This window comes from Streptococcus sp. FDAARGOS_522 (assembly GCF_003812445.1).
Lineage (GTDB): Bacteria > Bacillota > Bacilli > Lactobacillales > Streptococcaceae > Streptococcus > Streptococcus agalactiae.
Genome location: NZ_CP033808.1, coordinates 1,756,236 through 1,781,864 on the forward strand (window position 1 = coordinate 1,756,236; position 25,629 = coordinate 1,781,864).

General features: G+C 35.3%; 21 protein-coding genes. 18 read left to right on the forward strand and 3 right to left on the reverse strand.

The window, feature by feature from the left end:
• Positions 1 to 148 precede the first annotated feature (148 nt).
• The 4 genes from EGX70_RS09235 to EGX70_RS09250 all read left to right on the forward strand — a co-directional run bounded on the left by EGX70_RS09235 (position 149) and on the right by EGX70_RS09250 (position 6,605).
• Positions 149 to 2,365 carry a bifunctional (p)ppGpp synthetase/guanosine-3',5'-bis(diphosphate) 3'-pyrophosphohydrolase gene (locus EGX70_RS09235; RefSeq protein ID WP_000237875.1) on the forward strand — a complete coding sequence of 739 codons (2,217 nt, stop codon included), beginning with the start codon at positions 149 to 151 and terminating at the stop codon, positions 2,363 to 2,365.
• Positions 2,366 to 2,374: 9 nt separating this feature from the next.
• On the forward strand, positions 2,375 to 2,818 hold the full coding sequence (dtd, locus tag EGX70_RS09240; RefSeq protein ID WP_000691434.1) for a D-aminoacyl-tRNA deacylase: 444 nt from the start codon (positions 2,375 to 2,377) through the stop codon (positions 2,816 to 2,818).
• A 254-nt stretch (positions 2,819 to 3,072) separates the two neighbouring features.
• Positions 3,073 to 3,996 carry a zinc ABC transporter substrate-binding protein gene (locus tag EGX70_RS09245; RefSeq protein WP_000822451.1) on the forward strand — a complete coding sequence of 308 codons (924 nt, stop codon included), beginning with the start codon at positions 3,073 to 3,075 and terminating at the stop codon, positions 3,994 to 3,996.
• Between the two features lie 26 nt (positions 3,997 to 4,022).
• Entirely contained in the window at positions 4,023 to 6,605 is a 2,583-nt protein-coding gene (locus tag EGX70_RS09250; RefSeq protein WP_001080372.1) for a pneumococcal-type histidine triad protein, read from the forward strand.
• 281 nt (positions 6,606 to 6,886) lie between these two features.
• Here the strand turns inward: EGX70_RS09250 and EGX70_RS09255 are convergent, their stop codons facing one another.
• Complete coding sequence (locus EGX70_RS09255) at positions 6,887 to 7,663, reverse strand: DeoR/GlpR family DNA-binding transcription regulator (RefSeq protein ID WP_000919190.1); 777 nt, start codon at positions 7,661 to 7,663, stop codon at positions 6,887 to 6,889.
• A gap of 208 nt (positions 7,664 to 7,871) precedes the next feature.
• On the opposite strand from EGX70_RS09255, the gene EGX70_RS09260 reads away from it, so the two are divergent.
• From EGX70_RS09260 to galE, 13 genes are all read left to right on the forward strand, one after another.
• Entirely contained in the window at positions 7,872 to 8,345 is a 474-nt protein-coding gene (locus tag EGX70_RS09260) for a PTS sugar transporter subunit IIA (RefSeq protein WP_000458428.1), read from the forward strand.
• A 1-nt stretch (position 8,346) separates the two neighbouring features.
• Entirely contained in the window at positions 8,347 to 8,652 is a 306-nt protein-coding gene (locus EGX70_RS09265; protein ID WP_000590543.1) for a PTS sugar transporter subunit IIB, read from the forward strand.
• A 39-nt stretch (positions 8,653 to 8,691) separates the two neighbouring features.
• Positions 8,692 to 10,140 (forward strand): PTS galactitol transporter subunit IIC, encoded by a 1,449-nt coding sequence (locus tag EGX70_RS09270; RefSeq protein WP_001195839.1) that lies wholly within the window; start codon positions 8,692 to 8,694, stop codon positions 10,138 to 10,140.
• 240 nt (positions 10,141 to 10,380) lie between these two features.
• Complete coding sequence (locus EGX70_RS09275; RefSeq protein ID WP_000176328.1) at positions 10,381 to 12,831, forward strand: exo-alpha-sialidase; 2,451 nt, start codon at positions 10,381 to 10,383, stop codon at positions 12,829 to 12,831.
• Between the two features lie 246 nt (positions 12,832 to 13,077).
• A complete protein-coding gene (gene lacA, locus EGX70_RS09280; protein ID WP_000152527.1) occupies positions 13,078 to 13,503 on the forward strand; it encodes a galactose-6-phosphate isomerase subunit LacA in 426 nt (141 codons plus the stop codon).
• A gap of 20 nt (positions 13,504 to 13,523) precedes the next feature.
• A complete protein-coding gene (gene lacB / locus EGX70_RS09285; RefSeq protein WP_000686152.1) occupies positions 13,524 to 14,039 on the forward strand; it encodes a galactose-6-phosphate isomerase subunit LacB in 516 nt (171 codons plus the stop codon).
• A gap of 10 nt (positions 14,040 to 14,049) precedes the next feature.
• Positions 14,050 to 14,982 (forward strand): tagatose-6-phosphate kinase, encoded by a 933-nt coding sequence (locus tag EGX70_RS09290; RefSeq protein WP_000604244.1) that lies wholly within the window; start codon positions 14,050 to 14,052, stop codon positions 14,980 to 14,982.
• Between the two features lies 1 nt (position 14,983).
• The gene (lacD, locus tag EGX70_RS09295) at positions 14,984 to 15,961 is read left to right on the forward strand and encodes a tagatose-bisphosphate aldolase (protein WP_123948095.1); all 978 of its coding nucleotides are present in this window, start codon (positions 14,984 to 14,986) and stop codon (positions 15,959 to 15,961) included.
• A gap of 53 nt (positions 15,962 to 16,014) precedes the next feature.
• A complete protein-coding gene (locus EGX70_RS09300; RefSeq protein ID WP_001018634.1) occupies positions 16,015 to 16,911 on the forward strand; it encodes an aldose 1-epimerase family protein in 897 nt (298 codons plus the stop codon).
• Positions 16,912 to 17,005: 94 nt separating this feature from the next.
• Positions 17,006 to 17,857 (forward strand): helix-turn-helix domain-containing protein, encoded by an 852-nt coding sequence (locus EGX70_RS09305; protein WP_000345941.1) that lies wholly within the window; start codon positions 17,006 to 17,008, stop codon positions 17,855 to 17,857.
• A gap of 100 nt (positions 17,858 to 17,957) precedes the next feature.
• Positions 17,958 to 19,091 (forward strand): ABC transporter ATP-binding protein, encoded by a 1,134-nt coding sequence (locus EGX70_RS09310; RefSeq protein ID WP_123948097.1) that lies wholly within the window; start codon positions 17,958 to 17,960, stop codon positions 19,089 to 19,091.
• Between the two features lie 128 nt (positions 19,092 to 19,219).
• Entirely contained in the window at positions 19,220 to 20,827 is a 1,608-nt protein-coding gene (locus EGX70_RS09315; protein WP_000716724.1) for an alpha-glucosidase, read from the forward strand.
• A gap of 87 nt (positions 20,828 to 20,914) precedes the next feature.
• Positions 20,915 to 21,910, forward strand: coding sequence for a UDP-glucose 4-epimerase GalE (gene galE, locus EGX70_RS09320; RefSeq protein ID WP_000279626.1), 996 nt, complete (start codon positions 20,915 to 20,917; stop codon positions 21,908 to 21,910).
• A 20-nt stretch (positions 21,911 to 21,930) separates the two neighbouring features.
• On the opposite strand, the gene EGX70_RS09325 is transcribed toward galE, so the two are convergent.
• Both EGX70_RS09325 and EGX70_RS09330 read right to left on the reverse strand, forming a co-directional pair.
• Complete coding sequence (locus tag EGX70_RS09325; RefSeq protein WP_000382776.1) at positions 21,931 to 22,611, reverse strand: response regulator; 681 nt, start codon at positions 22,609 to 22,611, stop codon at positions 21,931 to 21,933.
• Position 22,612: 1 nt separating this feature from the next.
• Complete coding sequence (locus EGX70_RS09330) at positions 22,613 to 24,088, reverse strand: cache domain-containing protein (RefSeq protein WP_123948099.1); 1,476 nt, start codon at positions 24,086 to 24,088, stop codon at positions 22,613 to 22,615.
• A 221-nt stretch (positions 24,089 to 24,309) separates the two neighbouring features.
• Between EGX70_RS09330 and EGX70_RS09335 the strand changes: the two genes are divergently transcribed.
• On the forward strand, positions 24,310 to 25,629 hold the full coding sequence (locus EGX70_RS09335) for a 2-hydroxycarboxylate transporter family protein (protein ID WP_306806734.1): 1,320 nt from the start codon (positions 24,310 to 24,312) through the stop codon (positions 25,627 to 25,629).

A 25,629-nucleotide genomic window follows, 5' to 3' on the forward strand; every position in this document is an offset into this window, starting at 1 on the left:
CAAAAACAATCGTTTATTTATAAAGGATAACTTGGTGAGACACATTTACTTGGTATTTAATTCTTTTTGAGCCTCTAACTTCTTTTATTTTTAGGTTAAAAAGTGATAAAATAGGTACAATCTATCACTATGATTAAAGAGGATAACTATGGTCAAAGAAATTAATTTAACAGGAGAAGAGGTTGTTGCAATCACATCCCAGTACATGAGTGAGACGGATGTTGCTTTTGTAAAATTTGCCTTAAATTACGCAACCGCAGCTCATTATTATCAAGCAAGAAAGTCGGGAGAGCCCTACATTATTCATCCAATTCAAGTAGCAGGTATTCTTGCAGATTTACACCTTGATGCCGTTACGGTAGCTTGTGGTTTTTTACATGATGTTGTAGAAGATACGGAAATTACCCTTGATGAGATTGAAACTGATTTTGGCAAGGATGTTCGCGATATTATTGACGGCGTAACAAAATTGGGTAAAGTGGAGTACAAATCTCATGAAGAACAGTTAGCAGAAAATCACCGTAAAATGTTAATGGCTATGTCTAAGGACATCCGTGTTATTTTGGTTAAGCTCGCTGACCGCTTACATAATATGAGAACCCTTAAACACCTCAGAAAAGATAAACAAGAGCGTATTTCACGTGAGACTATGGAAATATACGCTCCTTTAGCGCATCGTTTGGGGATTAGTCGTATCAAGTGGGAATTAGAAGATTTATCTTTTCGTTACTTGAATGAGACGGAATTTTATAAAATTTCTCATATGATGAGTGAAAAACGTCGTGAACGTGAAGAGTTGGTTGATATAATTGTCGATAAAATCAGATCCTATACTGAGGAACAGGGTTTATATGGTGATATTTATGGTAGACCAAAACACATTTATTCTATTTACAGAAAAATGCGTGATAAAAAGAAACGCTTTGATCAGATTTATGATTTAATTGCGATACGCTGTATTATGGAAACTGCTAGTGATGTTTATGCCATGGTGGGGTATATCCATGAGTTATGGCGTCCTATGCCAGGAAGGTTTAAAGATTATATTGCGGCACCAAAGGCCAATGGTTATCAATCTATTCACACGACGGTTTATGGACCTAAAGGGCCAATTGAAATTCAGATTCGAACTAAAGAAATGCATCAAGTTGCCGAGTTTGGTGTTGCAGCCCATTGGGCCTATAAAAAAGGAATCACCAGTAAGGTTAATCAAGCAGAGCAATCGGTTGGTATGGGATGGATTCAAGAATTAGTTGAGCTTCAAGATGAATCAAAAGACGCCAAGGATTTTGTTGACTCTGTTAAGGAAGATATCTTTACAGAACGCATCTATGTTTTTACCCCAAATGGTGCTGTTCAGGAACTGCCAAGGGAATCTGGACCAATTGATTTTGCTTATGCTATTCACACGCAAGTTGGAGAAAAAGCTACTGGCGCTAAAGTAAATGGACGTATGGTTCCATTGACTGCTAAGTTAAAAACAGGAGATGTTGTTGAGATTATCACAAACCCTAATTCATTTGGACCAAGTCGTGACTGGATTAAGATTGTTAAGACCAATAAAGCTCGCAATAAAATTCGTCAGTTCTTCAAAAACCAAGATAAAGAAACTTCTATTAATAAAGGTAGAGAATTACTGGTTGATTATTTCCAAGAACAAGGTTATGTGCCTAACAAATATTTAGATAAGAAACATATTGAAGAAATCCTTCCACGTGTCAGTGTTAAAAGTGAGGAAGCTTTGTATGCAGCCGTAGGTTTTGGTGATTTGAGTCCGATTAGTATTTTTAATAAACTGACGGAAAAAGAACGCCGTGAGAAGGAACGTGCTAAGGCTAAAGCGGAAGCAGACGAACTTATTAACGGTGGCGAAATCAAAACCGATAAGCGTGATGTTCTCAAAGTTAAGAGTGAAAATGGTGTTATCATTCAAGGAGCTTCAGGTTTATTAATGCGTATTGCAAAATGTTGTAATCCCGTTCCTGGAGATCTCATTGAAGGCTATATAACTAAAGGTAGAGGCGTGGCTATCCATCGTTCAGATTGTCAAAATTTAAAGAGTCAGGAGAACTACGAACAACGTTTGATTGATGTTGAGTGGGACGATGATGGATCTAAAAAAGAGTACATGGCTGAAATCGATATTTATGGTTTGAATCGTAGTGGCCTCCTTAATGATGTCCTTCAAACCTTATCAAATGCAACAAAGCTAGTATCGACAGTAAATGCACAACCAACAAAAGATATGAAATTTGCTAATATTCATGTTAGCTTTGGAATTTCAAATTTAGCACAATTGACAACTGTGGTTGATAAAATCAAAATTATCCCAGATGTTTATTCTGTTAAACGTACGAATGGTTAGGAGAGCAAAATGAAAATCATTATTCAACGTGTTAGTCAAGCAAGTGTTTCTATTGAAGATGATGTAGTCGGATCTATTGAGAAGGGTTTAGTACTTCTAGTTGGGATTGCTCCAGAAGATACAACAGAAGATATTGCTTATGCAGTTCGTAAAATTACTAGCATGCGTATTTTTTCTGATGATGATGGGAAAATGAACCTTTCAATTCAAGACATTAAAGGAAGCGTCTTATCTATCTCACAATTTACACTCTTTGCAGATACCAAAAAAGGAAATCGTCCAGCTTTTACTGGGGCAGCTGATCCTGTTAAAGCGAATCAGTTTTATGATATCTTTAATCAAGAATTAGCAAATCATGTTTCGGTAGAAACAGGTCAATTTGGAGCTGATATGCAAGTCAGTCTGATTAATGATGGACCAGTGACTATCGTTTTAGATACTAAAAATAAATAAAAAACCAAAGAGTTGGGCAAAATGCTTGGCTCTTTTTATTGTGGTTCTAATTATACTCCTTAACCCATGCATGTTTATGAAAAGGTTTACTGTAGCTTGGAAAGGCATGAATAAAGGTTGTTGATATGAAATTAAGTGCACTTAACAATATTAAAAATAGAAAAATATTAGATTTATGGTTTTTCGTTGACACTAAAATAAGAATACTCTAAAATGTTAACTGGTTAAGTATTTTTTATTTTAAAGGAGGTTTAATGAAAAGGATACGGAAAAGCCTTATTTTTGTTCTCGGAATAATTACCCTAATTTGCTTATGTGCTTGTACTAAACAGAGCCAGCAAAAAAATGGCTTGTCGGTCGTGACTAGCTTTTATCCAGTATATTCCATTACAAAAGCAGTTTCTGGTGATTTGAATGATATTAAAATGATTCGATCACAGTCAGGCATTCATGGTTTTGAACCCTCATCAAGTGATGTTGCTGCCATTTATGATGCTGATCTATTTCTTTATCATTCGCACACACTAGAAGCTTGGGCGAGACGTTTGGAACCTAGTTTGCATCACTCTAAAGTATCTGTAATTGAAGCTTCAAAAGGTATGACTTTGGATAAAGTTCATGGCTTAGAAGATGTAGAGGCAGAAAAAGGAGTAGATGAGTCAACCTTGTATGACCCTCACACTTGGAATGACCCTGTAAAAGTATCTGAGGAAGCACAACTCATCGCTACACAATTAGCTAAAAAGGATCCTAAAAACGCTAAGGTTTATCAAAAAAATGCTGATCAATTTAGTGACAAGGCAATGGCTATTGCAGAGAAGTATAAGCCAAAATTTAAAGCTGCAAAGTCTAAATACTTTGTGACTTCACATACAGCATTCTCATACTTAGCTAAGCGATACGGATTGACTCAGTTAGGTATTGCAGGTGTCTCAACCGAGCAAGAACCTAGTGCTAAAAAATTAGCCGAAATTCAGGAGTTTGTGAAAACATATAAGGTTAAGACTATTTTTGTTGAAGAAGGAGTCTCACCTAAATTAGCTCAAGCAGTAGCTTCAGCTACTCGAGTTAAAATTGCAAGTTTAAGTCCTTTAGAAGCGGTTCCCAAAAACAATAAAGATTACTTAGAAAATTTGGAAACTAATCTTAAGGTACTTGTCAAATCGTTAAATCAATAGGTAGTTATATAAAGAAAGGACGCAGGATGAATCGTAAAAAAACAGTTATTATTAGTGCTTTATCAGTAGCTCTATTTGGTACTGGTGTAGGTGCTTATCAATTAGGTAGTTATAATGCCCAAAAATCAGACAATAGTGTTTCTTATGTGAAAACAGATAAATCTGATAGCAAAGCACAAGCAACAGCTGCAAATAAAACGCCCGACCAAATCAGTAAAGAAGAAGGCATATCTGCAGAACAAATCGTTGTTAAAATTACTGATGATGGTTATGTAACTTCTCATGGAGACCATTACCATTATTACAATGGTAAAGTGCCATATGATGCCATCATTAGTGAAGAATTGATTATGAAAGACCCTAGCTATGTCTTTAATAAAGCTGATGTCATTAATGAAGTCAAAGATGGTTATATTATCAAAGTTAATGGTAAGTATTACCTCTATCTTAAAGAAGGTAGCAAACGAACAAATGTTCGTACAAAGGAACAAATCCAAAAGCAACGCGAAGAATGGTCTAAGGGTGGTTCTAAGGGAGAATCAGGAAAGCATAGTAGTGCAAAAACTCAAGCTTTATCAGCCAGCGTACGTGAAGCGAAAGCTAGCGGTCGCTATACTACAGATGATGGTTATGTTTTTAGTCCAACAGATGTCATTGATGACATGGGAGATGCCTTTTTAGTACCACATGGCGATCATTTCCATTATATCCCGAAAGCTGATTTATCTCCATCAGAGTTATCAGCCGCACAGGCATATTGGAACCGCAAGACTGGCCGATCAGGTAATAGCTCAAAACCATCAAATTCAAGTTCATACATTCATGCAAGTGCACCAAGCGGTAATGTATCAACAGGAAGACATGCTAATGCCCCTATTTCTATTCCAAGAGTCACTCACGCAAATCACTGGTCAAAACCAGCTGGTAATCATGCTACGGCACCAAAACACCATGCACCTACAACCAAACCAATCAACAAAGATTCTGCTTTAGACAAAATGTTGAAACGTTTATATGCTCAACCGTTATCTGCTCGTCACGTAGAAAGTGATGGTTTGGTTTATGACCCAGCACAAGTTAATGCTTTCACAGCAATCGGTGTTTCTATTCCGCACGGTAATCATTTCCACTTTATTCACTATAAGGATATGTCTCCATTAGAGTTAGAAGCAACAAGGATGGTGGCAGAGCATAGAGGACATCATATTGATGCATTAGGGAAAAAAGATTCTACAGAGAAACCAAAGCATATTTCTCATGAACCTAATAAGGAACCTCACACAGAGGAAGAACACCATGCAGTAACACCGAAAGACCAACGTAAAGGCAAACCAAATAGCCAGATTGTCTACAGTGCTCAAGAAATTGAAGAGGCAAAAAAAGCTGGTAAATACACAACATCTGATGGTTACATTTTTGATGCCAAAGATATTAAAAAAGATACAGGTACAGGTTATGTCATTCCACATATGACACATGAGCATTGGGTACCAAAGAAAGATTTATCAGAGTCGGAATTAAAAGCAGCTCAAGAATTTCTTTCAGGAAAATCTGAAGCAAATCAAGACAAACCAAAAACAGGTAAAACAGCTCAAGAAATCTATGAGGCAATTGAACCAAAAGCAATTGTTAAACCTGAAGATTTATTATTTGGAATTGCACAAGCGACAGACTATAAGAATGGTACATTTGTAATTCCTCATAAAGATCATTACCATTATGTGGAATTAAAATGGTTTGATGAAGAAAAAGATCTTTTAGCTGATTCAGATAAGACATATTCTTTAGAAGACTATTTAGCTACGGCTAAATATTACATGATGCACCCAGAAAAACGTCCTAAAGTTGAAGGATGGGGTAAAGATGCTGAAATTTATAAGGAAAAGGACTCTAATAAAGCAGATAAACCAAGTCCTGCACCAACTGATAATAAATCAACATCAAATTCTAGTGATAAAAACTTAAGTGCTGCAGAAGTATTCAAACAAGCAAAACCAGAAAAAATTGTACCGCTTGATAAAATTGCTGCTCACATGGCATATGCAGTTGGATTTGAAGATGATCAATTGATTGTTCCTCATCATGATCATTATCATAATGTTCCTATGGCATGGTTTGACAAGGGTGGTTTATGGAAAGCACCAGAAGGCTATACATTACAACAACTCTTCTCAACAATTAAATACTACATGGAACATCCTAATGAATTACCAAAAGAAAAAGGTTGGGGACACGACAGTGATCATAACAAAGGCTCAAATAAAGACAATAAAGCCAAAAATTATGCTCCAGATGAAGAACCTGAAGATTCAGGGAAAGTAACTCACAACTATGGTTTTTATGATGTTAATAAAGGTTCAGACGAAGAAGAACCAGAAAAACAAGAAGATGAATCAGAGCTAGATGAATATGAACTAGGAATGGCACAAAACGCTAAGAAATATGGTATGGATAGACAATCTTTTGAAAAGCAACTCATCCAATTATCAAATAAATATAGTGTAAGTTTTGAAAGCTTTAATTATATTAATGGTAGTCAAGTTCAAGTTACTAAAAAAGATGGCTCTAAAGTGCTTGTTGATATTAAAACACTAGCAGAAGTGAAATAATAAAAGAGTTGAGTAAACTTAGCTGACAACTAAAAACAAACAAGTCACCGTACTTGTTTGTTTTTTAGTTATGATTTCTAGCGTGCGAAGATTTTAATGATATATCTAATTCTTCTTTTGAACAACCATTGTTTTACGCTTAAAAAGAGAGTTAATGTATTTTTGTTTGAGGAAGTTTTCTTGTTTTGACTTTTATAAAACGACTAAAGTTATAATCACTAAATAAAGAGCCACTACTAAAAGCTGTATAACAGGTTTCTAGTAGTGGCTCACTTGTTTTATTACATGTAATTGTTATTAGTTAAAATTTTGGTGAAGCTACTGTATTGCTCCTTAACAACATTATCAATATTATGATCTGTTAATACAAAATCAATATCGTCTAATTGATAAAAAGTATAAAAATCATATTTACCAAATTTTTGGCTATCAACTAAAAGGAATTTTTCAAAGGAATTATTAAGAGCAATGCGCTGGATTTCACCTTCCCCCTCGTCGTAAGTAGCGATAGACTTTTCAAAAACACCATTACTACTAACGAAAGCTTTTGAAAAATTGAGTGATTTAATAGAGTTAATAGTAACAGAACCGACAAAAGCACCAGTAATTTCTCTGTACTCTCCTCCTACAAGGATAAGGTCAAGTGTTGAACTTTGATTCAGAATATTGAAAACAGGAAGGCTATTGGTTACTACCCTAATTTTAAAATCAAGTAATTGCGTGGCTAATTTCTCTAAGGTTGTTCCAGGCCCAATAAAGATTGTTTCACCATCATTGATGAATTGTTTTGCAAATTGGGCAATTTCTAATTTTTCATTTGTTTGAATATCGTATTTTTCAGTGTTTGATTTTTCATAATTTTGTGGAATTGGTGATGCGTTTACTTTTTGTGCACCACCATGGATGCGTATTAACAGTCCTGCTTTATCTAATTCATCCAAGTCACGCCTAACAGTCATGTCTGATACATCAAGTTCTTCCATGATTTCATTAACAGTGACAATACCATTTATATTGACTTTTTCTATTATTTTTTGTAATCTTTCTCGCTTTAACATAATGACCTCTCCTACCTCTTCGTTATATATATCATACCATAAATAGAGCTAAAATAATAATAATTTTGAAAAAATAAACAATAATAAACAAAAATAAATAAAAAATGTCTTGTAATGTTTTATTTTGTTTTGTATAATATTGATGTAGATAAGTTGATAAGGCTTATTTGCCTTACAACAAAATGTAACCGCTTAACTAAGAAGAAAGGTGTTTGCTGTGACTCAAGATATTTTATTTATTGATGCTCATTCTCAGGAAGAATTATTTGACTTAGTATCAAAAGCATTGATAAAACAACACTATGTTAGTCCTGACTACCGACAGGCAGTAAAAGAAAGGGAGAGAGAGTTTCCGACGGGGTTAAAAATTGATTTAAAAGATGGGACTCCTATTCAATATGCTGCTATTCCACACACTGAAACGCAGTATTGTCTAGTAGATAGAATCTTTTATGTCAAAAATAGTCAGCCAATTACTTTCAAACATATGATTAATCCAGAAGAGGAGTGTAGGGTTCAGGATTTTTTCTTCATCATTAATAGTAGGAATAGTAACCAAAGTGATATTTTATCTAATTTGATTACCTTCTTTATTACAAAAGGAAATCTAGATCGGCTACATGAGCTTGGCGACAATAAGGAAAAAATTAATCATTATTTAATAGAAAAAGGAGTGTTTTAACATGATCAAAATATTAGCAGCTTGTGGTGCAGGCGTAAACTCAAGTCATCAAATTAAAGATGCTATCGAGACACAATTAGGAGATAGAGGTTACAATGTACATTGTGATGCTGTTATGGTTAAGGATATCACTGAGGAAATGGTCAACAAATATGATATCTTTACTCCTATTGCTAAAACTGATTTAGGTTTTAATGTACCAATTCCAGTTGTAGAAGCAGGACCTATTCTTTATCGCATACCAGTTATGAGCGAACCGGTCTTTACTGCTTTAGAACAAGTTATCAAAGAACACAACCTATCATAACATATTTAAAATTGGAATTAGTCTTAAAGGAGAAGGAACATGCAGGTATTTTTAAATATTGTCAATAAATTCTTTGATCCAGTTATTCATATGGGTTCGGGAGTTGTGATGCTAATTGTCATGACAGGTTTAGCCATGATATTTGGAGTGAAGTTTTCTAAAGCACTTGAAGGTGGTATTAAGTTAGCTATTGCTCTTACGGGTATTGGTGCTATTATTGGTATTTTAACTGGTGCTTTTTCCGAATCACTTCAAGCTTTTGTTAAAAATACAGGAATCAATCTAAGCATTATTGACGTTGGTTGGGCTCCATTAGCAACTATTACATGGGGATCACCATATACGCTTTACTTCTTATTAATCATGCTTATTGTCAATATTGTTATGATTGTTATGAAAAAAACGGATACCTTAGATGTTGATATTTTTGATATTTGGCATTTATCTATCACAGGTCTTTTAATTATGTGGTATGCTAAAAAAAATAATCTACCAACACTTTTATCTGTCATTATTGCAACTGTAGCTATTATCTTTGTTGGTGTTCTAAAAATTATCAATTCTGATTTGATGAAACCTACCTTTGATGATTTATTGGGGACAGGTCCAACTTCTCCCATGACTTCAACGCATATGAATTATATGATGAACCCCATTATTATGGTTTTGGATAAGCTTTTTGATAAAGTTTTTCCAGGGCTAGATAAATATGACTTTGACGCGGCTAAATTAAATAAAGCCATTGGATTCTGGGGATCTAAGTTCTTTATTGGTATGATTTTAGGACTTGTCATAGGGATTATGGGCAACCCCGTGTTCTCATTTGCAGCATTAGGTGGCTGGTTCTCTCTCGGTTTTACAGCAGGTGCTTGTTTAGAGTTGTTCTCTTTGATTGGTTCTTGGTTCATTGCTGCAGTAGAACCACTTTCTCAAGGAATTACTAATTTTGCTAATGGTAAAATGCATGGTCGTCGTTTCAATATTGGTTTGGACTGGCCATTTATTGCCGGACGTGCAGAGATTTGGGCATGTGCTAACATTCTTGCACCGATTATGCTAGTAGAAGCTATTTTACTCTCTAAAGTTGGTAATGGTATTCTACCGCTTGCTGGTATTATCGCAATGGGCGTAACCCCTGCTTTACTGGTTGTTACACGTGGCCGTTTAATTCGTATGATTACCTTTGGAACATTGCTATTACCGCTATTTCTTTTATCAGGAACAATGATTGCCCCATTTGCAACTGAATTAGCTAAAAAGGTGGGCGCATTCCCAGCTGGGGCGCGAGCAGGTTCACTTATCACTCACTCTACACTAGAAGGCCCTATGGAGAAAATCTTTGGTTACGTTATTGGTAAAGCGACAACAGGTCAATTATCAGCGATTATAACATTAATTATTTTTGCGACAGCTTATCTTGGTTTGTTTATGTGGTATGCTAAACAAATGAAACGCCGTAATGCAGAATATGCAGCTAATCAAAAATAAATAGAATAAACAAAAACCTAGGAAATATCACATTCTCCTAGGTTTTTGATATATTAAATGTTTTAAAAATAATATATATAATTAATTTTCGCTCATTTTAATAATAAAAAACTAGTAAAATTATAAAAATATATTGAAAATAGCGATAAGTTGGTATACAATCCTTTTTGGAAACATTACTGAACTCCCATTTTTCTAGAGTTGATGTATGCAACCAATATTTTAAGACTTGGAGTTTCTATGACATTAACCTTTGGGAAACCTTCTATAACGATACGCCGTCTAGGAGTGATAACTAGTATATATATGATGCTAGGTTTTATCTTATTATGTGGACTTTTGCATCCTAGTACAATTTATAGTGAGGAAATAAAATCTGATATAAACTCTTTTATATCAATAGATGATGAAAAAACTACTGCTCCCATATTTGACTCTACTTTAGATAAGCTTACTAATTCAATAGAGGAGAGGCAGTTAGAATTAGATTCTGATACATCGGACGGTTTAATAGTAGATGATCAAAAAGATAAAGATATGGTAGTAGTCTTAGGTGATTCTGACAGTCAAGAAAAATTGTCACCTCCTCTAAAATCGGAAATAGCGACAGAAGAAAATCGTAAACAGGCAAATTTAGCAGAACTAAATGCAACTCAACCTAATAATAGAACTACCTATATTATACCCGAAAGCAGTCATTCCATTGCAGAACAACAGAGATTCCTGATAGAATCAAAGGGTTCTTCGGTTGCATTACTTAATAGCGATGAATTTAGAAAGACAGCGAGAGAGGATAGAGGTTTTGAAAGGGATAAGTTGAGGTCTTTGGATATCATTCCTAAGGGAGATTTATCGACAAGTAATGTCATAGGTAATACGGACATTGCTAGTCAGATATCGTTGGGCTTTAAAAAGAATGCGATACAGGAACACCATCTTACTAAAACATTCTCTCAAAAGGATGGAAAGTTATCGTCTGTTATAGAGGGGATGCTTGCTATTGGCAAAGAGAAAGTAGAGAAAGAAATAAAATATAGTGGTAATTTATGGCAAAAATTAAAAGCTAAGGCACACTGCCTTGTTTGCTGTGTTGATAATTTGAATTTTGAAGATATAAAATCTTATTTTCAATATTATTGTCATCTAAACCATCAGCTCAAATTACCTAAAGGTGCTATACTTTCTGCTAAAACAGAAGTATATAGGGGAGGAGATTTTGGGAGAAAAAATAAAGATAATGTGTTTGGTTACCGTATCCCCTCATTATTGAAAACCGAAAAAGGAACTTTACTTGCAGGAGCTGATGAAAGAATTGAGCAAGCTTGTGATTGGGGAAACATAGGAATGGTTATTCGCCGTAGTGAGGATGATGGTGTCACTTGGGGAAAAAGAGAAACTATTGTCAATCTCCGTAATAACCCTAGAGTTCCGCTAGTTACTAGTGGTGACTATAGTGGCTCACCTATTAATATGGATATGGCATTAGTTCAAGATACTAGCTCTAAGACGAAACGTATTTTTTCAATATATGATATGTTTCCAGAAGGAAGAGGCGTTATTAGTATTGCTAACACACCTGAAAAAGAATATACCCAAATCGGAGGACAGTCTTATCTTAATTTATATAATAATGAAAAGAAATCGAAGGTTTTTACTATCCGTGACAAAGGTATTGTATATAATTTTAAAGGGAAAAAGACTGATTATCATGTTATAACAGAAACTACTAAAAGTGACCATTCAAATCTAGGGGATATTTATAAGGGAAAACAGCTACTTGGAAATATATATTTTACAAAACATAAAACGTCACCATTTCGTTTAGCAAAATCAAGCTATGTGTGGATGTCATATAGCGATGATGATGGTAGGACATGGTCATCACCTAGAGATATAACAGCAAGTCTTCGTCGGAGAGGCATGAAATTTTTGGGAATAGGACCTGGAAAAGGTATAGTTTTAAAATGGGGGCCACACGCTGGTCGTATTATTATTCCTGCCTATTCTACGAATTGGAAATCTCATCTAAGAGGTTCACAATCTTCACGCCTAATTTATTCAGACGACCATGGAAAAACGTGGCATACTGGAAAAGCAGTCAATGATAACCGTGTACTTTCTAATGGTGAAAAAATTCACTCATTAACAATGGATAATAAAAAAGAACAAAATACAGAATCCGTACCTGTTCAATTGAAAAATGGGGACATTAAGTTATTTATGAGGAATCTAACTGGTAACCTAGAAGTAGCCACAAGTAAAGACGGCGGGGAGACTTGGCAAAACCATGTTAAACGATATAAGGAAGTTCATGATGCTTACGTCCAACTATCAGCTATTCGCTTTGAGCATGACAAAAAAGAGTATATTTTATTAGTGAATGCTAATGGGCCAGGTAAGAAGCGTCAAGATGGATATGCACGTCTAGCGCAAGTTAATCGAAATGGTAGTTTTAAGTGGTTATATCACCATCACATTCAAGATGGTTCGTTTGCTTACAACTCTGTTCAACAACTTAATAATGATCAATTTGGTGTCCTTTATGAACATAGAGAAAAACATCAAAATAGTTTTACTTTAAATTACAAAGTTTTTAATTGGAGTTTTCTTAGTCAAAATACAGAGAAGCAAGGCACTTTATGGGAGAAAATGGCAGCAAATTGGCATGTTTTGTTTAAATTTTATTTATGATTATGGCGTGCGGAATAACCGTTCCTACAAATAAAAATAATGAGAAGTATCAAACTTCGTGATAGCTAGCTAGTAGTGAATTCTAGTTGACATAGTTATCACGGAGTTTTTTTGTTTATTTCGAACAAAAACAAAACAAAACATTGACAAAAACAAAAATAAGAGATATGATGATATTACAAACAAAAACAAACAATATCTTCCAACTACGTACAATTGTATTAAAAGTGAAATAAGGAGAAAGAAATGACAATTATTATTGGGGCGGATGCGCATGGTGTTGAACTTAAGGAAGTGATTAGACAACACCTTACAAGTTTAGGTAAGGAAATTATTGATTTAACGGATACTAGCAAAGATTTCGTTGATAATACCTTAGCAATCGTTGCTAAAGTGAATCAAAAAGAAGATAACTTAGGAATAATGGTTGATGCTTACGGTGTTGGTCCTTTTATGGTAGCCACTAAGGTTAAGGGGATGATTGCAGCAGAAGTTTCAGATGAACGCTCAGCTTATATGACTAGAGCTCATAATAACGCTAGGATGATTACTTTAGGTTCAGAGATTGTTGGTCCAGGAGTTGCTAAACATATAGTAGAGGGTTTTGTTGATGGGACTTACGATGCAGGTCGTCATCAAATTCGGGTCGATATGTTGAATAAAATGTGCTAAGCGTAAGAGAGGTAAAGCAGATGAAAATTGCGGTCGGTTGTGATCATATTGTAACTTATGACAAAATTGCAGTTGTGGATTATTTAAAAACAAAAGGGTATGAGGTTATTGATTGTGGAACTTATGATAATATCCGTACTCACTATCCTATTTATGGTAAGAAAGTAGGAGAAGCTGTCGCTAGTGGAAAAGCCGACTTAGGTGTATGTATTTGTGGAACTGGAGTTGGTATTAATAATGCTGTTAATAAAGTTCCAGGAATTCGCTCAGCTCTGGTACGTGATTTGACATCAGCTATCTATGCTAAAGAAGAATTAAATGCTAACGTTATCGGATTTGGTGGGAAAATTACTGGTGGGCTGTTAATGACAGATATCATCGAGGCATTTATAAGAGCTAAATATAAACCAACAAAAGAAAACAAAGTATTAATTGAAAAGATAGCCGAGGTTGAGACTCATAATGCCCATCAAGAAGAGAATGACTTTTTCACAGAGTTCTTAGATAAATGGAATCGTGGTGAATATCACGACTAAGGAGATATCTATGATTTTAACAGTAACTTTGAACCCTTCTATTGATATTTCGTACTGCTTAGAAAACTTTAACATGGATACTGTAAATCGAGTTACCGACGTCTCCAAAACACCTGGGGGTAAGGGGTTAAATGTGACTCGTGTTCTTTCTCAACTTGGCGATAATGTAGTGGCAACTGGTCTATTAGGGGGGCATTTTGGAGATTTCATCCGAAGTGGCTTAGATACATTGGAAATCAGACACCAATTTTTAAGTATTGGTGGAGAAACACGTCATTGTATTGCAGTTTTACATGAGGGTCAGCAGACTGAAATTCTAGAAAAAGGTCCACATATTACTAAAGATGAAGCAGACGCCTTTTTGAATCATCTAAAACTTATCTTTGATGCTGCAACTATCATAACAGTATCAGGAAGTTTACCAAAGGGACTCCCCTCAGATTATTATGCTAGGTTAATCTCCCTAGCGAATCACTTTAATAAGAAAGTTGTTTTAGACTGTTCAGGAGAAGCATTGCGTTCGGTTTTAAAATCTAGTGCTAAGCCGACCGTCATTAAACCTAACCTTGAAGAATTAACACAATTAATTGGAAAGCCGATTAGCTATAGTTTAGACGAACTAAAATCTACCTTACAGCAAGATATTTTTAGAGGAATTGATTGGGTTATTGTTTCTTTAGGTGCTAGGGGAGCTTTTGCTAAACATGGGAATCACTACTATCAAGTGACGATTCCAAAAATAGAAGTTATTAATCCAGTTGGTTCAGGGGATGCAACGGTTGCAGGAATCGCGTCTGCTTTAGAACATCAACTAGATGATATAAATTTGCTTAAGAGAGCTAATGTCTTGGGTATGCTTAATGCACAAGAAACATTAACAGGGCATATCAATCTGACCTACTATCAAGAATTAATCAGTCAAATCCAAGTGAAAGAGGTATAGGATGGGATTAACAGAACAAAAACCAAAACATATGGAACAATTGAGTGATAAAAATGGTATTATTTCGGCCCTGGCTTTTGACCAACGTGGAGCATTGAAGCGATTAATGGCAAAATATCAATCTGAGGAGCCCACTGTTTCTCAAATAGAAGCACTTAAAGTTTTGGTAGCTGAAGAATTAACCCCTTACGCTTCATCAATGTTGTTAGATCCAGAATATGGGTTGCCAGCTACGAAAGTTTTAGATGACAATGCCGGTCTTTTACTTGCGTATGAAAAAACGGGTTATGATACCAGTAGTACCAAACGACTCCCAGACTGTTTAGACATTTGGTCTGCGAAACGCATTAAAGAAGAGGGAGCAGACGCAGTTAAGTTCTTACTTTATTATGATGTTGATAGTTCGGATGAAGTAAACGAAGAAAAAGAAGCTTATATTGAACGGATTGGTTCTGAATGTGTTGCAGAAGATATTCCTTTTTTCCTTGAAATTTTGTCATATGATGAAAAGATTGCGGATAGCTCAGGTATTGAGTATGCTAAAATTAAGCCACGTAAGGTTATTGAAGCTATGAAAGTTTTTTCAAATCCTCGATTTAATATTGATGTCTTGAAGGTGGAAGTGCCTGTCAATATGGACTATGTAGAAGGTTTTGCGCAAGGAGAGACTGCTTATAATAAAGCGACAGCTGCGGCTTATTTTAGAGAACAAGATCAGGCGACACTACTCCCCTACATTTTTTTGAGTGCAGGAGTTCCTGCTCAGCTTTTTCAAGAGACTCTTGTGTTTGCTAAAGAAGCTGGTGCTAAATTTAACGGTGTCCTTTGTGGTAGAGCAACTTGGGCTGGAAGTGTTAAAGAGTATGTTGAAAAAGGAGAAGCTGGTGCACGTCAATGGTTACGTACAATAGGTTTTCAAAATATTGATGAACTAAATAAAATTTTGCAAAAAACAGCAACTTCTTGGAAGGAAAGATAATTGCTAGGGAAAAGCTGGTAAAGCAATTATTGCTCTTTATGAAAGGAAAAATAATGGCTATTACGATACAAAATCATGAGTTGCAAGTGACATTAAAAGCGTTAGGTGCAACAATGACTTCTATTACAGATAGTCAAGGCGTTGAGTACCTTTGGCAAGGGGACCCCACTTATTGGGGTGGGCAAGCTCCTATTTTATTTCCTATATGCGGAAGTGTTCGAAATGATTGCGTCATTTACAGACCAGCTCAAGCTCCACATTTTACGGGTATCATACCAAGGCATGGCTTTGTACGTCACAAAACATTCGACTATGATTACATATCGGATTCTTCTGTTCGTTTTACAATTAAAAGTAGTGAAGAAACGTTGATAAATTATCCTTATCGTTTTAGTTTAGAAATAACTTACACCTTAAGAAATAAAAGCATTGACATTACATATATTGTCAAAAACTTAGAATCAGAAAAAAATATGCCATATGCTATCGGAGCTCACCCAGGCTTTAATTGCCCTTTGTTTGAAAAGGAAGTATTTAGTGATTACTATCTAGAGTTTGAACAGTTTGAAACTTGCACAATTCCTGAGTCGTTTCCGGATACAGGCTTGTTAGATTTACAAGCTAGACATCCTTTTTTAGAAAATCAAAAACAATTATCTCTTAATCATGCTTTATTTGAAAAAGATGCTATTACTTTAGACCAACTACGATCTAAGACGGTTTACTTAAAATCTAGAAATCATGCAAAAGGAATCCAACTTGACTTTGATGATTTTGAGAATCTTATTCTTTGGACAAGTAACAATGGTGGTCCTTTTTTGGCTTTGGAACCCTGGAGTTCTTTGTCAACTTCTATTGAAGAGTCTGATATTTTAGAAGATAAACAAAATATCGTACGGCTTAATCCAAAGCAGTCGAAACAGCATTCTATTCGGATCACTATTTTATAACAGAAATTTTCTGAGGAGACATTCTCCTCTTTTTCTGTGCTCAAAAAGAGGTTATAAATATGATATAATGAACAAAACTGTAGTGGAGGATGCCATGGATTTTAAGGAACTGTTTCCAGAAGTTATTACTAAACAGGAAGTTAAACAGAGTGAGGATTATATCATCGTTGAGCAAGATGGTCATGTCCTCCACTTTCCAAAATCTTCGCTAACTAAGCGTGAACTATGCTTATTACAAATGACACCAAGCCTGGAAGATGCGAGTTCAGTGGATTCTCAGAATCCTTGGTACCGCTATCTAGTTGAAGGTCGTGGAAGGTTGCCCCAATCTCATTCGGCAGTCCAATTTATTTTTATTGAGCATCAATTTACCTTATCAGAAGAACTTAAGGATTTCTTGTCGCCTTTAGTAATAAACGTAGAAATAATTATGACAATTAATCAAACCCAAAGTGTCATGATTTTAAATCAGGATAATTTCTTTAATGCTACGGAATTACTAACAGATATTTTACCAACGATTGAAAATGACTTTAACACGCGTTTAAGGTGCTATTTTGGGAATAGTTGGACGCATCTACAAGCAGTGGACTGGAAAGAATTATATGAAGAAGAATATAAACTTTTTACGCTTTTTCTTAGTCACAAGGCCGAACAACATTACTGTCGATTTCCAAAGATGGCTTTATGGGCTTTGGCAAATCAATCGCCCATGCCTTCTATTAAAGCAAAATGTTTACAACATATCCTTGATACGAGTGATACTTCGGCTATAATAAAAGCCTTGTGGCAAGAGCAAGGGAATCTTGCTAAAACGGCTAAGGCACTTTTCATTCATCGGAATTCATTGCAATATAAATTAGATAAATTTACCCAATCTTCGGGACTTAATTTAAAAATATTAGATGATTTAGCCTATGCCTATTTAATTTCGATGGATACCTAAAATTTAGTTAGTTTGCACAAGAAATTTAGGCAAGGTTACCATTATATGAAAACCCTTTCTTTGTTATAATAAAATCACAATAATAAAAGAGGTCAATCTAATGGTAGAATTAAATTTAAATCATATTTACAAAAAATATCCAAGTGCATCGCATTATTCTGTTGAAGACTTTGACTTGGATATTAAAGACAAAGAATTTATTGTTTTTGTTGGACCATCAGGTTGTGGGAAATCAACAACACTTCGTATGATCGCAGGTCTTGAAGATATTAGTGAAGGTGAGCTCAAGATTGATGGCGAAGTTGTCAATGACAAATCACCTAAAGATCGTGATATTGCTATGGTTTTCCCAAACTATGCTCTTTATCCACATATGACTGTTTACGATAATATGGCTTTTGGGCTCAAATTGCGTAAATTCTCAAAACAAGAAATTGATAAGCGCGTTCGTGAAGCAGCAGCTAATATTGGCCTTACTGAATTCTTAGAGCGCAAACCTGCGGATTTGTCAGGTGGACAACGCCAACGTGTTGCTATGGGACGTGCTATTGTGCGTGATGCCAAAGTGTTCTTAATGGATGAGCCTTTATCTAACTTAGATGCTAAATTACGTGTTTCAATGCGTGCTGAAATTGCAAAAATTCATCAACGTATTGGTTCAACAACTATTTATGTTACCCACGACCAAACAGAGGCGATGACTTTGGCAGACCGTATTGTCATTATGTCAGCTACTAAGAACCCTGATGGTGATGGTACAATTGGTAAAATTGAGCAAGTTGGTTCACCACAAGAACTCTATAATCTTCCTGCCAATAAATTTGTTGCGGGATTCATTGGTAGCCCATCTATGAACTTCTTCAAAGTTAAAGTTGAAAATGGTATGATTATTAGTGAAGATGGTCTTCGAATCGCTATCCCTGAAGGTCAAGAAAAACTTTTAGAATCACGAGGCTATAAAGGAAAAGAATTGATTTTTGGTATTCGTCCAGAAGACATTTCAAGCAATCTTCTTGTCCAAGATACTTATCCAAATGCCAATGTTGAAGCAGAAGTTTTAGTTTCTGAATTACTCGGTAGCGAAACTATGCTTTATGTTAAGTTAGGTCAAACAGAATTTGCTTCTCGTGTTGAAGCGCGTGACTTCCATAATCCAGGAGAAAAAGTTAACCTAACGTTTAATGTTGCTAAGGGGCATTTCTTTGATGCAGATACTGAACAAGCTATTCGTTAAGGTATAAGCGATATTCATAAAAAGGTTGGGTTCCAGCCTTTTTATAATGTTATTTGCGCAAACGCTTGCACTGAAAGAGGAAAAACGTTAAAATAAAAGATGAATGAATTATTGATAGGAGAAGAATAATGAAGAAACACTGGTGGCATAAAGCTACGATTTATCAAATTTACCCACGTTCATTTATGGATTCAGATGGTGATGGTGTGGGGGACATTAAAGGGATTACTAGCAAACTAGACTACCTTGAAAAATTAGGGATTACTGCTATCTGGTTATCACCTGTTTATCAAAGTCCAATGGATGACAATGGTTATGATATTTCAGATTATCAAGCCATTGCAGATATTTTCGGTGACATGAATGATATGGACCAACTGTTACAAGAGGCAAATCAACGCGGGATTAAAATCATCATGGATTTGGTAGTGAATCATACCTCTGATGAACATGCTTGGTTCGTAGAAGCGCGAGAAAACCCTAATAGTCCTGAACGTGATTTTTATCTTTGGCGAGATGAACCTAACGATTTGACTTCTATTTTTAGTGGCTCAGCTTGGGAATATGATAAAGCATCAGGTCAATATTATTTGCACCTTTTTAGCAAACGTCAGCCAGATCTCAACTGGGAGAATGAAGCTTTACGTCATAAAATTTATGATATGATGAATTTCTGGATTGATAAGGGTATTGGTGGTTTCCGTATGGATGTCATTGATTTAATTGGGAAAATTCCAGATAAGGGCATTACTGGTAATGGACCAAAACTCCATGATTATCTTAAAGAAATGAACAGAGCTAGTTTTGGAAAGCATGACTTATTGACGGTGGGTGAAACTTGGGGAGCAACGCCAGACATTGCAAAACAATACTCAAATCCCGATAATGAAGAATTATCTATGGTCTTTCAATTTGAACATGTAGGTCTTCAACATAAACCTGACGCTCCTAAGTGGGATTACAGTGACGGATTAGATGTTCCAGCATTGAAAGATATTTTTACAAAATGGCAAACACAATTGGAGCTTGGCCAAGGTTGGAATTCTTTATTCTGGAATAATCACGACCTTCCTCGGGTGCTCTCGATTTGGGGAAATGATAGTGATAACAGAAAACAATCTGCCAAGGCTCTAGCAATCCTACTACATTTGATGCGTGGAACGCCTTACATCTATCAAGGTGAAGAAATTGGTATGACCAATTATCCATTTGAGTGTTTAGCAGATGTAGATGATATTGAATCCCTTAACTATGCTAAAGAAGCCATGGATAATGGGGTATCTGAAGCAACAATTTTAGATAGTATTCGTAAAGTCGGTCGTGATAATGCTCGTACTCCAATGCAGTGGAGTCAAGAACATCAAGCTGGTTTTACTAAAGGTACCCCATGGCTAGCAGTCAATCCCAATTATCAGGAAATTAATGTGGAGGCAGCGCTAAATGATACGGAAAGTATTTTTTATACTTATCAAAAATTAGTTGCTTTACGTAAAGAACACGACTGGTTAGTTGATGCTGATTTTAAACTTTTGGAAACAGCAGATAAGGTATTTGCTTATGTTCGTCAAACAGATAAAGAACGTTATTTAATAGTTGCGAACTTATCCGATAAAAACCAATCTTTTGAATTTCCAGAAGCTGTTAAAGAAACTATTATTTCAAATACAGAGGTTCAAGAAGTACTATCAAATAACACTCTTAAGCCGTGGGATGCCTTCTGCATAGAGCTATTCTAATTTCGGTAGATATTTGCAAAAAAAGCTTATTCTCAGTATAATGAGGTAACAAATGATGTTAAAAGAGTATTGAAATAGGAGAAAAATATGGCAGTTCTGATTTTAGGTGGCGCCGGCTACATTGGCTCGCATATGGTTGATCAGTTAATCACACAAGGAAAAGAGAAAGTTATTGTTGTTGATAACTTGGTAACAGGTCATCGTCAAGCGGTGCATTCAGATGCGATTTTTTATGAAGGAGATTTATCCGATAAAACGTTTATGCGTCAAGTTTTTAGGGAAAATCCTGATGTAGATGCAGTTATCCATTTTGCGGCATTTTCACTAGTTGCTGAATCAATGGAAAATCCTTTAAAATATTTTGATAATAACACTGCTGGAATGATAAAACTTTTAGAAGTAATGAATGAATGTGATATCAAAAATATTGTCTTTTCATCAACAGCTGCAACATATGGTATTCCAGAACAAGTTCCTATTTTAGAAACAGCTCCTCAAAATCCTATTAATCCTTATGGCGAAAGTAAGCTTATGATGGAAACAATTATGAAATGGGCTGATCAAGCCTACGGTATTAAGTTTGTCGCTCTACGTTACTTCAACGTTGCTGGAGATAAACCGGATGGCTCAATTGGGGAAGATCATAAACCAGAAACACATTTGTTACCAATCATTCTTCAAGTTGCTCAAGGAGTACGTGACAAAATAATGATTTTTGGAGATGATTACAATACTCCAGATGGAACTAATGTTCGAGATTATGTGCATCCATTTGATTTGGCAGATGCTCATATATTAGCAGTTGATTACCTTCGCCAAGGGAATGAATCAAACGTGTTTAATCTCGGATCTTCGACAGGTTTTTCTAACCTTCAGATGTTAGAGGCAGCTCGTCGTATTACTGGGAAAGAAATTCCTGCTCAAAAGGCAGCTCGTCGTCCAGGAGATCCAGATACGCTTATTGCTTCCTCAGAGAAAGCTCGTCAAATCCTTGGGTGGGAGCCTAAATTTGATAATATTGATAAAATTATTTCATCGGCATGGGCATGGCACTCTAGTCATCCAAATGGCTACGAAGATTAAAAAAACTTAGGTCTACAGGCCTAAGTTTTTTTTATAAGCTTATAAACTTTGTAAGGACGACCGACCTTAGTATAAATTTGCTGACTTGTCAGAAGGCCTTTTTCTTCCATATAGGCAATATATTTCCTAACAGAGACATGAGAAAATTGACTGCATTTTGCTAACTCTTGGATAGTGAAAGGCTGCTCTAACTCTTGAATGGCATCAAGAATATGCTGATAGGTAATTTCAGAGAGCCCTTTCTCATCAAGTTTAACCTCTCCCTCTAGCCATCCAGAATCTATTTTTTGAAAGTGATCGATGTTGTCTTGGTAGATTTTATCAGCTTCAAATGTATGATAATGATTTAGGAATTTTTCAATACTAGACTCAAAACGTTCAAATGTAAATGGTTTTATCAGGTAATCTACAATACCTAAATGAAATGCTTCTTTGACAGTGTGCGCCTCGTTGGCTGCTGAAATAACAATGACTTCGGTATTTTGGTGTTGATTGCGTAATAACTTTAATAATTCTAGACCATTGCCTTCTTTAATATGAATATCTAAAAGAACAAGTTGGATTTTAATGTCATTAAGATAAGCAATAGCTTGTGTTTGACTAGCAGTTGAATAGATGTTTTGAAAATAATTGAGTTTTTCAAGGTAATTGCGGTGGATAAATTCCACCATAGGATCATCTTCGATAATTAATACGTCCATACTAAGACCCTTCTGAGTAGATAATATTTGTTCTTATAATAACCTTATCTTGTTTTAAAGAGATCTTATAAGTAGCTCTTGAATCTACAAGTAACTGTTGAAAATAAGCGTCGTTGAAATACTGATGGTAGTCATTGAGTAACCACTTCTCATTCTCCCATTGATAATCTGTTTCAATGAGGTTATTTTGATAATTTAAACGTAAAGAAACTAAAGTCGTTGAATTTAATAGCGTGAGTATCTTCGTATTAATATATCTGTGGAGCAAGAGATAGTTATTAACATCCTCAACAGTTGACTTGGTAGGGATGTCTACTAAAATTTCTGTGGATAGATTGATGTGTTTTTCTGCGAATTTTTCTCTTTCGCCAATAATGAAACTAGCCAGTCGAGGCTCTCTAACTAACATTGATAAGCGTGCTAAAAATTCATTTTGTGGCTCCAATAATTCTTTTAAATAAATTTTCAACTCGTCGTGGTATTCGATGTCTGCAAGTCCATAAATAACATGAAGTTGATTCATAAATTGATGTGTTTGGGCCTGTAGAGCAGAAGCATAAGCTGTAGTGTGTGCTAATTGATCCAAAGTGAAAAGTGTTTCAGTAACATTCCTTAAGAAGACAACATAGCCTCTATTTTGTGTTTTAACCGTAATTGGCGAGATAGATAGTAAATAGTCTTGTCCTTGAAAATGTAATACTTGTTCAGTTTTTTTTGGAAAATGATCCTGCTTGAGTTGAGGAATTAAAGATTCTAATAATTTACCTGAAAATAGGTCTCGTTGCCCCTCTTTTTTGAATAATAAACTAGCTGCAGGATTATTTCTTTTGATGATATGCCTCTGGTCAATAACAAATACAGCGGCTTGAATTTGGTCCAGTGTTGCATTGCGCTCTTCTAAATGTTGAAAAATATCACTTGGATGGAGGTTGTGAAGTTGTTTTTTTAAGCCATAAGAAATTATACTTGTGACGACTAAGCTAATCAAAATACTAATCAAGAGAGGCTTACTAAACTCTTTTATGCTGCTTTGAGATAAGTCTCCAAGTGTCGTTAATTTTAAGCCAACTGCAATTGCCCCAACCTGTTTTTGGTGATCATATACTGGAATTAAGTATCGTAAAGATTTTCCTAAAGAACCTTCTGCAGTAGACATAATAGCTTTTCCCTTAAAAACAGCTTGTTCATCACCCCCTTGAAATGGTTTACCAATCTTAGTGGAGTCAGGGTGGGTAAAACGGATCCCTTTTAAATTTATAAGGACAATATAGTCTAAATTTGATTTTTTGCTAAGGAATAGCATTTGTTTTTGGAGACTTTGATCATAGTGATTATCTTTGAGTGTTTGTATAACTTGTGGATTTCTCGATAAAGCATAACCAGTATTTTTTAAGATTTTTTCTTCCTGTACCCTTACCATACGATAGGACTGATGTATAGTGACATAATAAAAAATAGAAAATATACAAATGGTCATAGTGACTAAAATCAATGATAGAAATGCCCAAAGAGATAGTTTTTTTTCATCATCACCCTCCGAATTTAGTATAACATAGCCTAAAAACTAGAATCCAGCTTAAATTAATTAAATAAGTTGAAATAATTCAATTACTTAAATAAACTTCCTTATCACTAAGTCCCAAAGTAAACTGTACATAAGAAGTAAAAGGAGGTGCTTTCATGGCAGACGTGAAGGTAGTGAATAATGAGGATTCTAGAGGTCAAAAGCAAGACTTAAAGACTAAACTATTTCATATTAAGGTAGGGTCAGTTCCCCTACCAGTATATGTTTGTTTAGCATTATTGATTCTTCTAGCAGGCTTTTTACAAAAATTGCCAGTCAATATGCTAGGAGGATTTGCAGTCATCTTAACAATGGGATGGTTCTTAGGTACTATTGGAGCTAGCATCCCTGGTTTTAAAAACTTCGGTGGCCCAGCTATTTTATCTTTATTAGTACCATCTATTTTGGTGTTTTTCAACCTCATTAATAAAAATGTTTTAGAATCAACAAATATGTTGATGAAGCAAGCTAACTTTCTTTATTTTTATATTGCTTGTTTAGTGTCCGGTAGTATTTTAGGGATGAATCGGAAAATGTTGATTCAGGGATTGCTAAGAATGATTTTCCCCATGTTATTAGGAATGGTTTGTGCGATGATGGTAGGGACATTTGTCGGTGTTATTTTAGGCTTAGAGTGGCGACACACTTTGTTTTATATCGTAACACCCGTTTTAGCTGGTGGTATTGGTGAAGGTATTTTACCATTATCGTTAGGCTATAGTTCAATTACCGGTGTAGCTAGTGAACAACTAGTTGCTCAACTCATCCCAGCCACTATTATTGGTAATTTCTTTGCCATTTTATGTACTGCACTATTGAATCGTTTGGGAGAAAAGAAACCACACTTGTCTGGTCAAGGGCAATTAGTAAGGTTAAATAAAGGAGAGGACATGTCAGATATTATTGCTGATCATTCTGGCCCAATTGACGTTAAGAAAATGGGTGGAGGTGTTTTAACAGCATGTAGTCTCTTTATTTTTGGACATTTGTTGCAGCAATTAACTGGATTTCCTGGCCCTGTATTAATGATTATTGCAGCAGCTATTTTGAAATATATCAATGTTATTCCTAGAGAAACACAAAATGGAGCTAAGCAACTTTATAAATTTATTTCTGGTAATTTTACATTTCCTCTAATGGCAGGGCTAGGATTGCTTTATATCCCGTTAAAAGATGTTGTGGCAACGCTTAGCATACAATATTTCATAGTTGTTATTAGTGTTGTATTTACAGTTATTTCTGTTGGATTCTTTGTATCGCGATTCCTTAATATGAATCCTGTTGAAGCAGGTATTATTTCAGCTTGTCAAAGTGGTATGGGAGGAACAGGAGATGTTGCCATTTTAAGTACAGCAGACCGAATGAACTTGATGCCATTTGCTCAAGTTGCTACGCGTTTAGGAGGAGCTATTACTGTTATCACAATGACAGCCATTTTACGCATGTTATTCTAA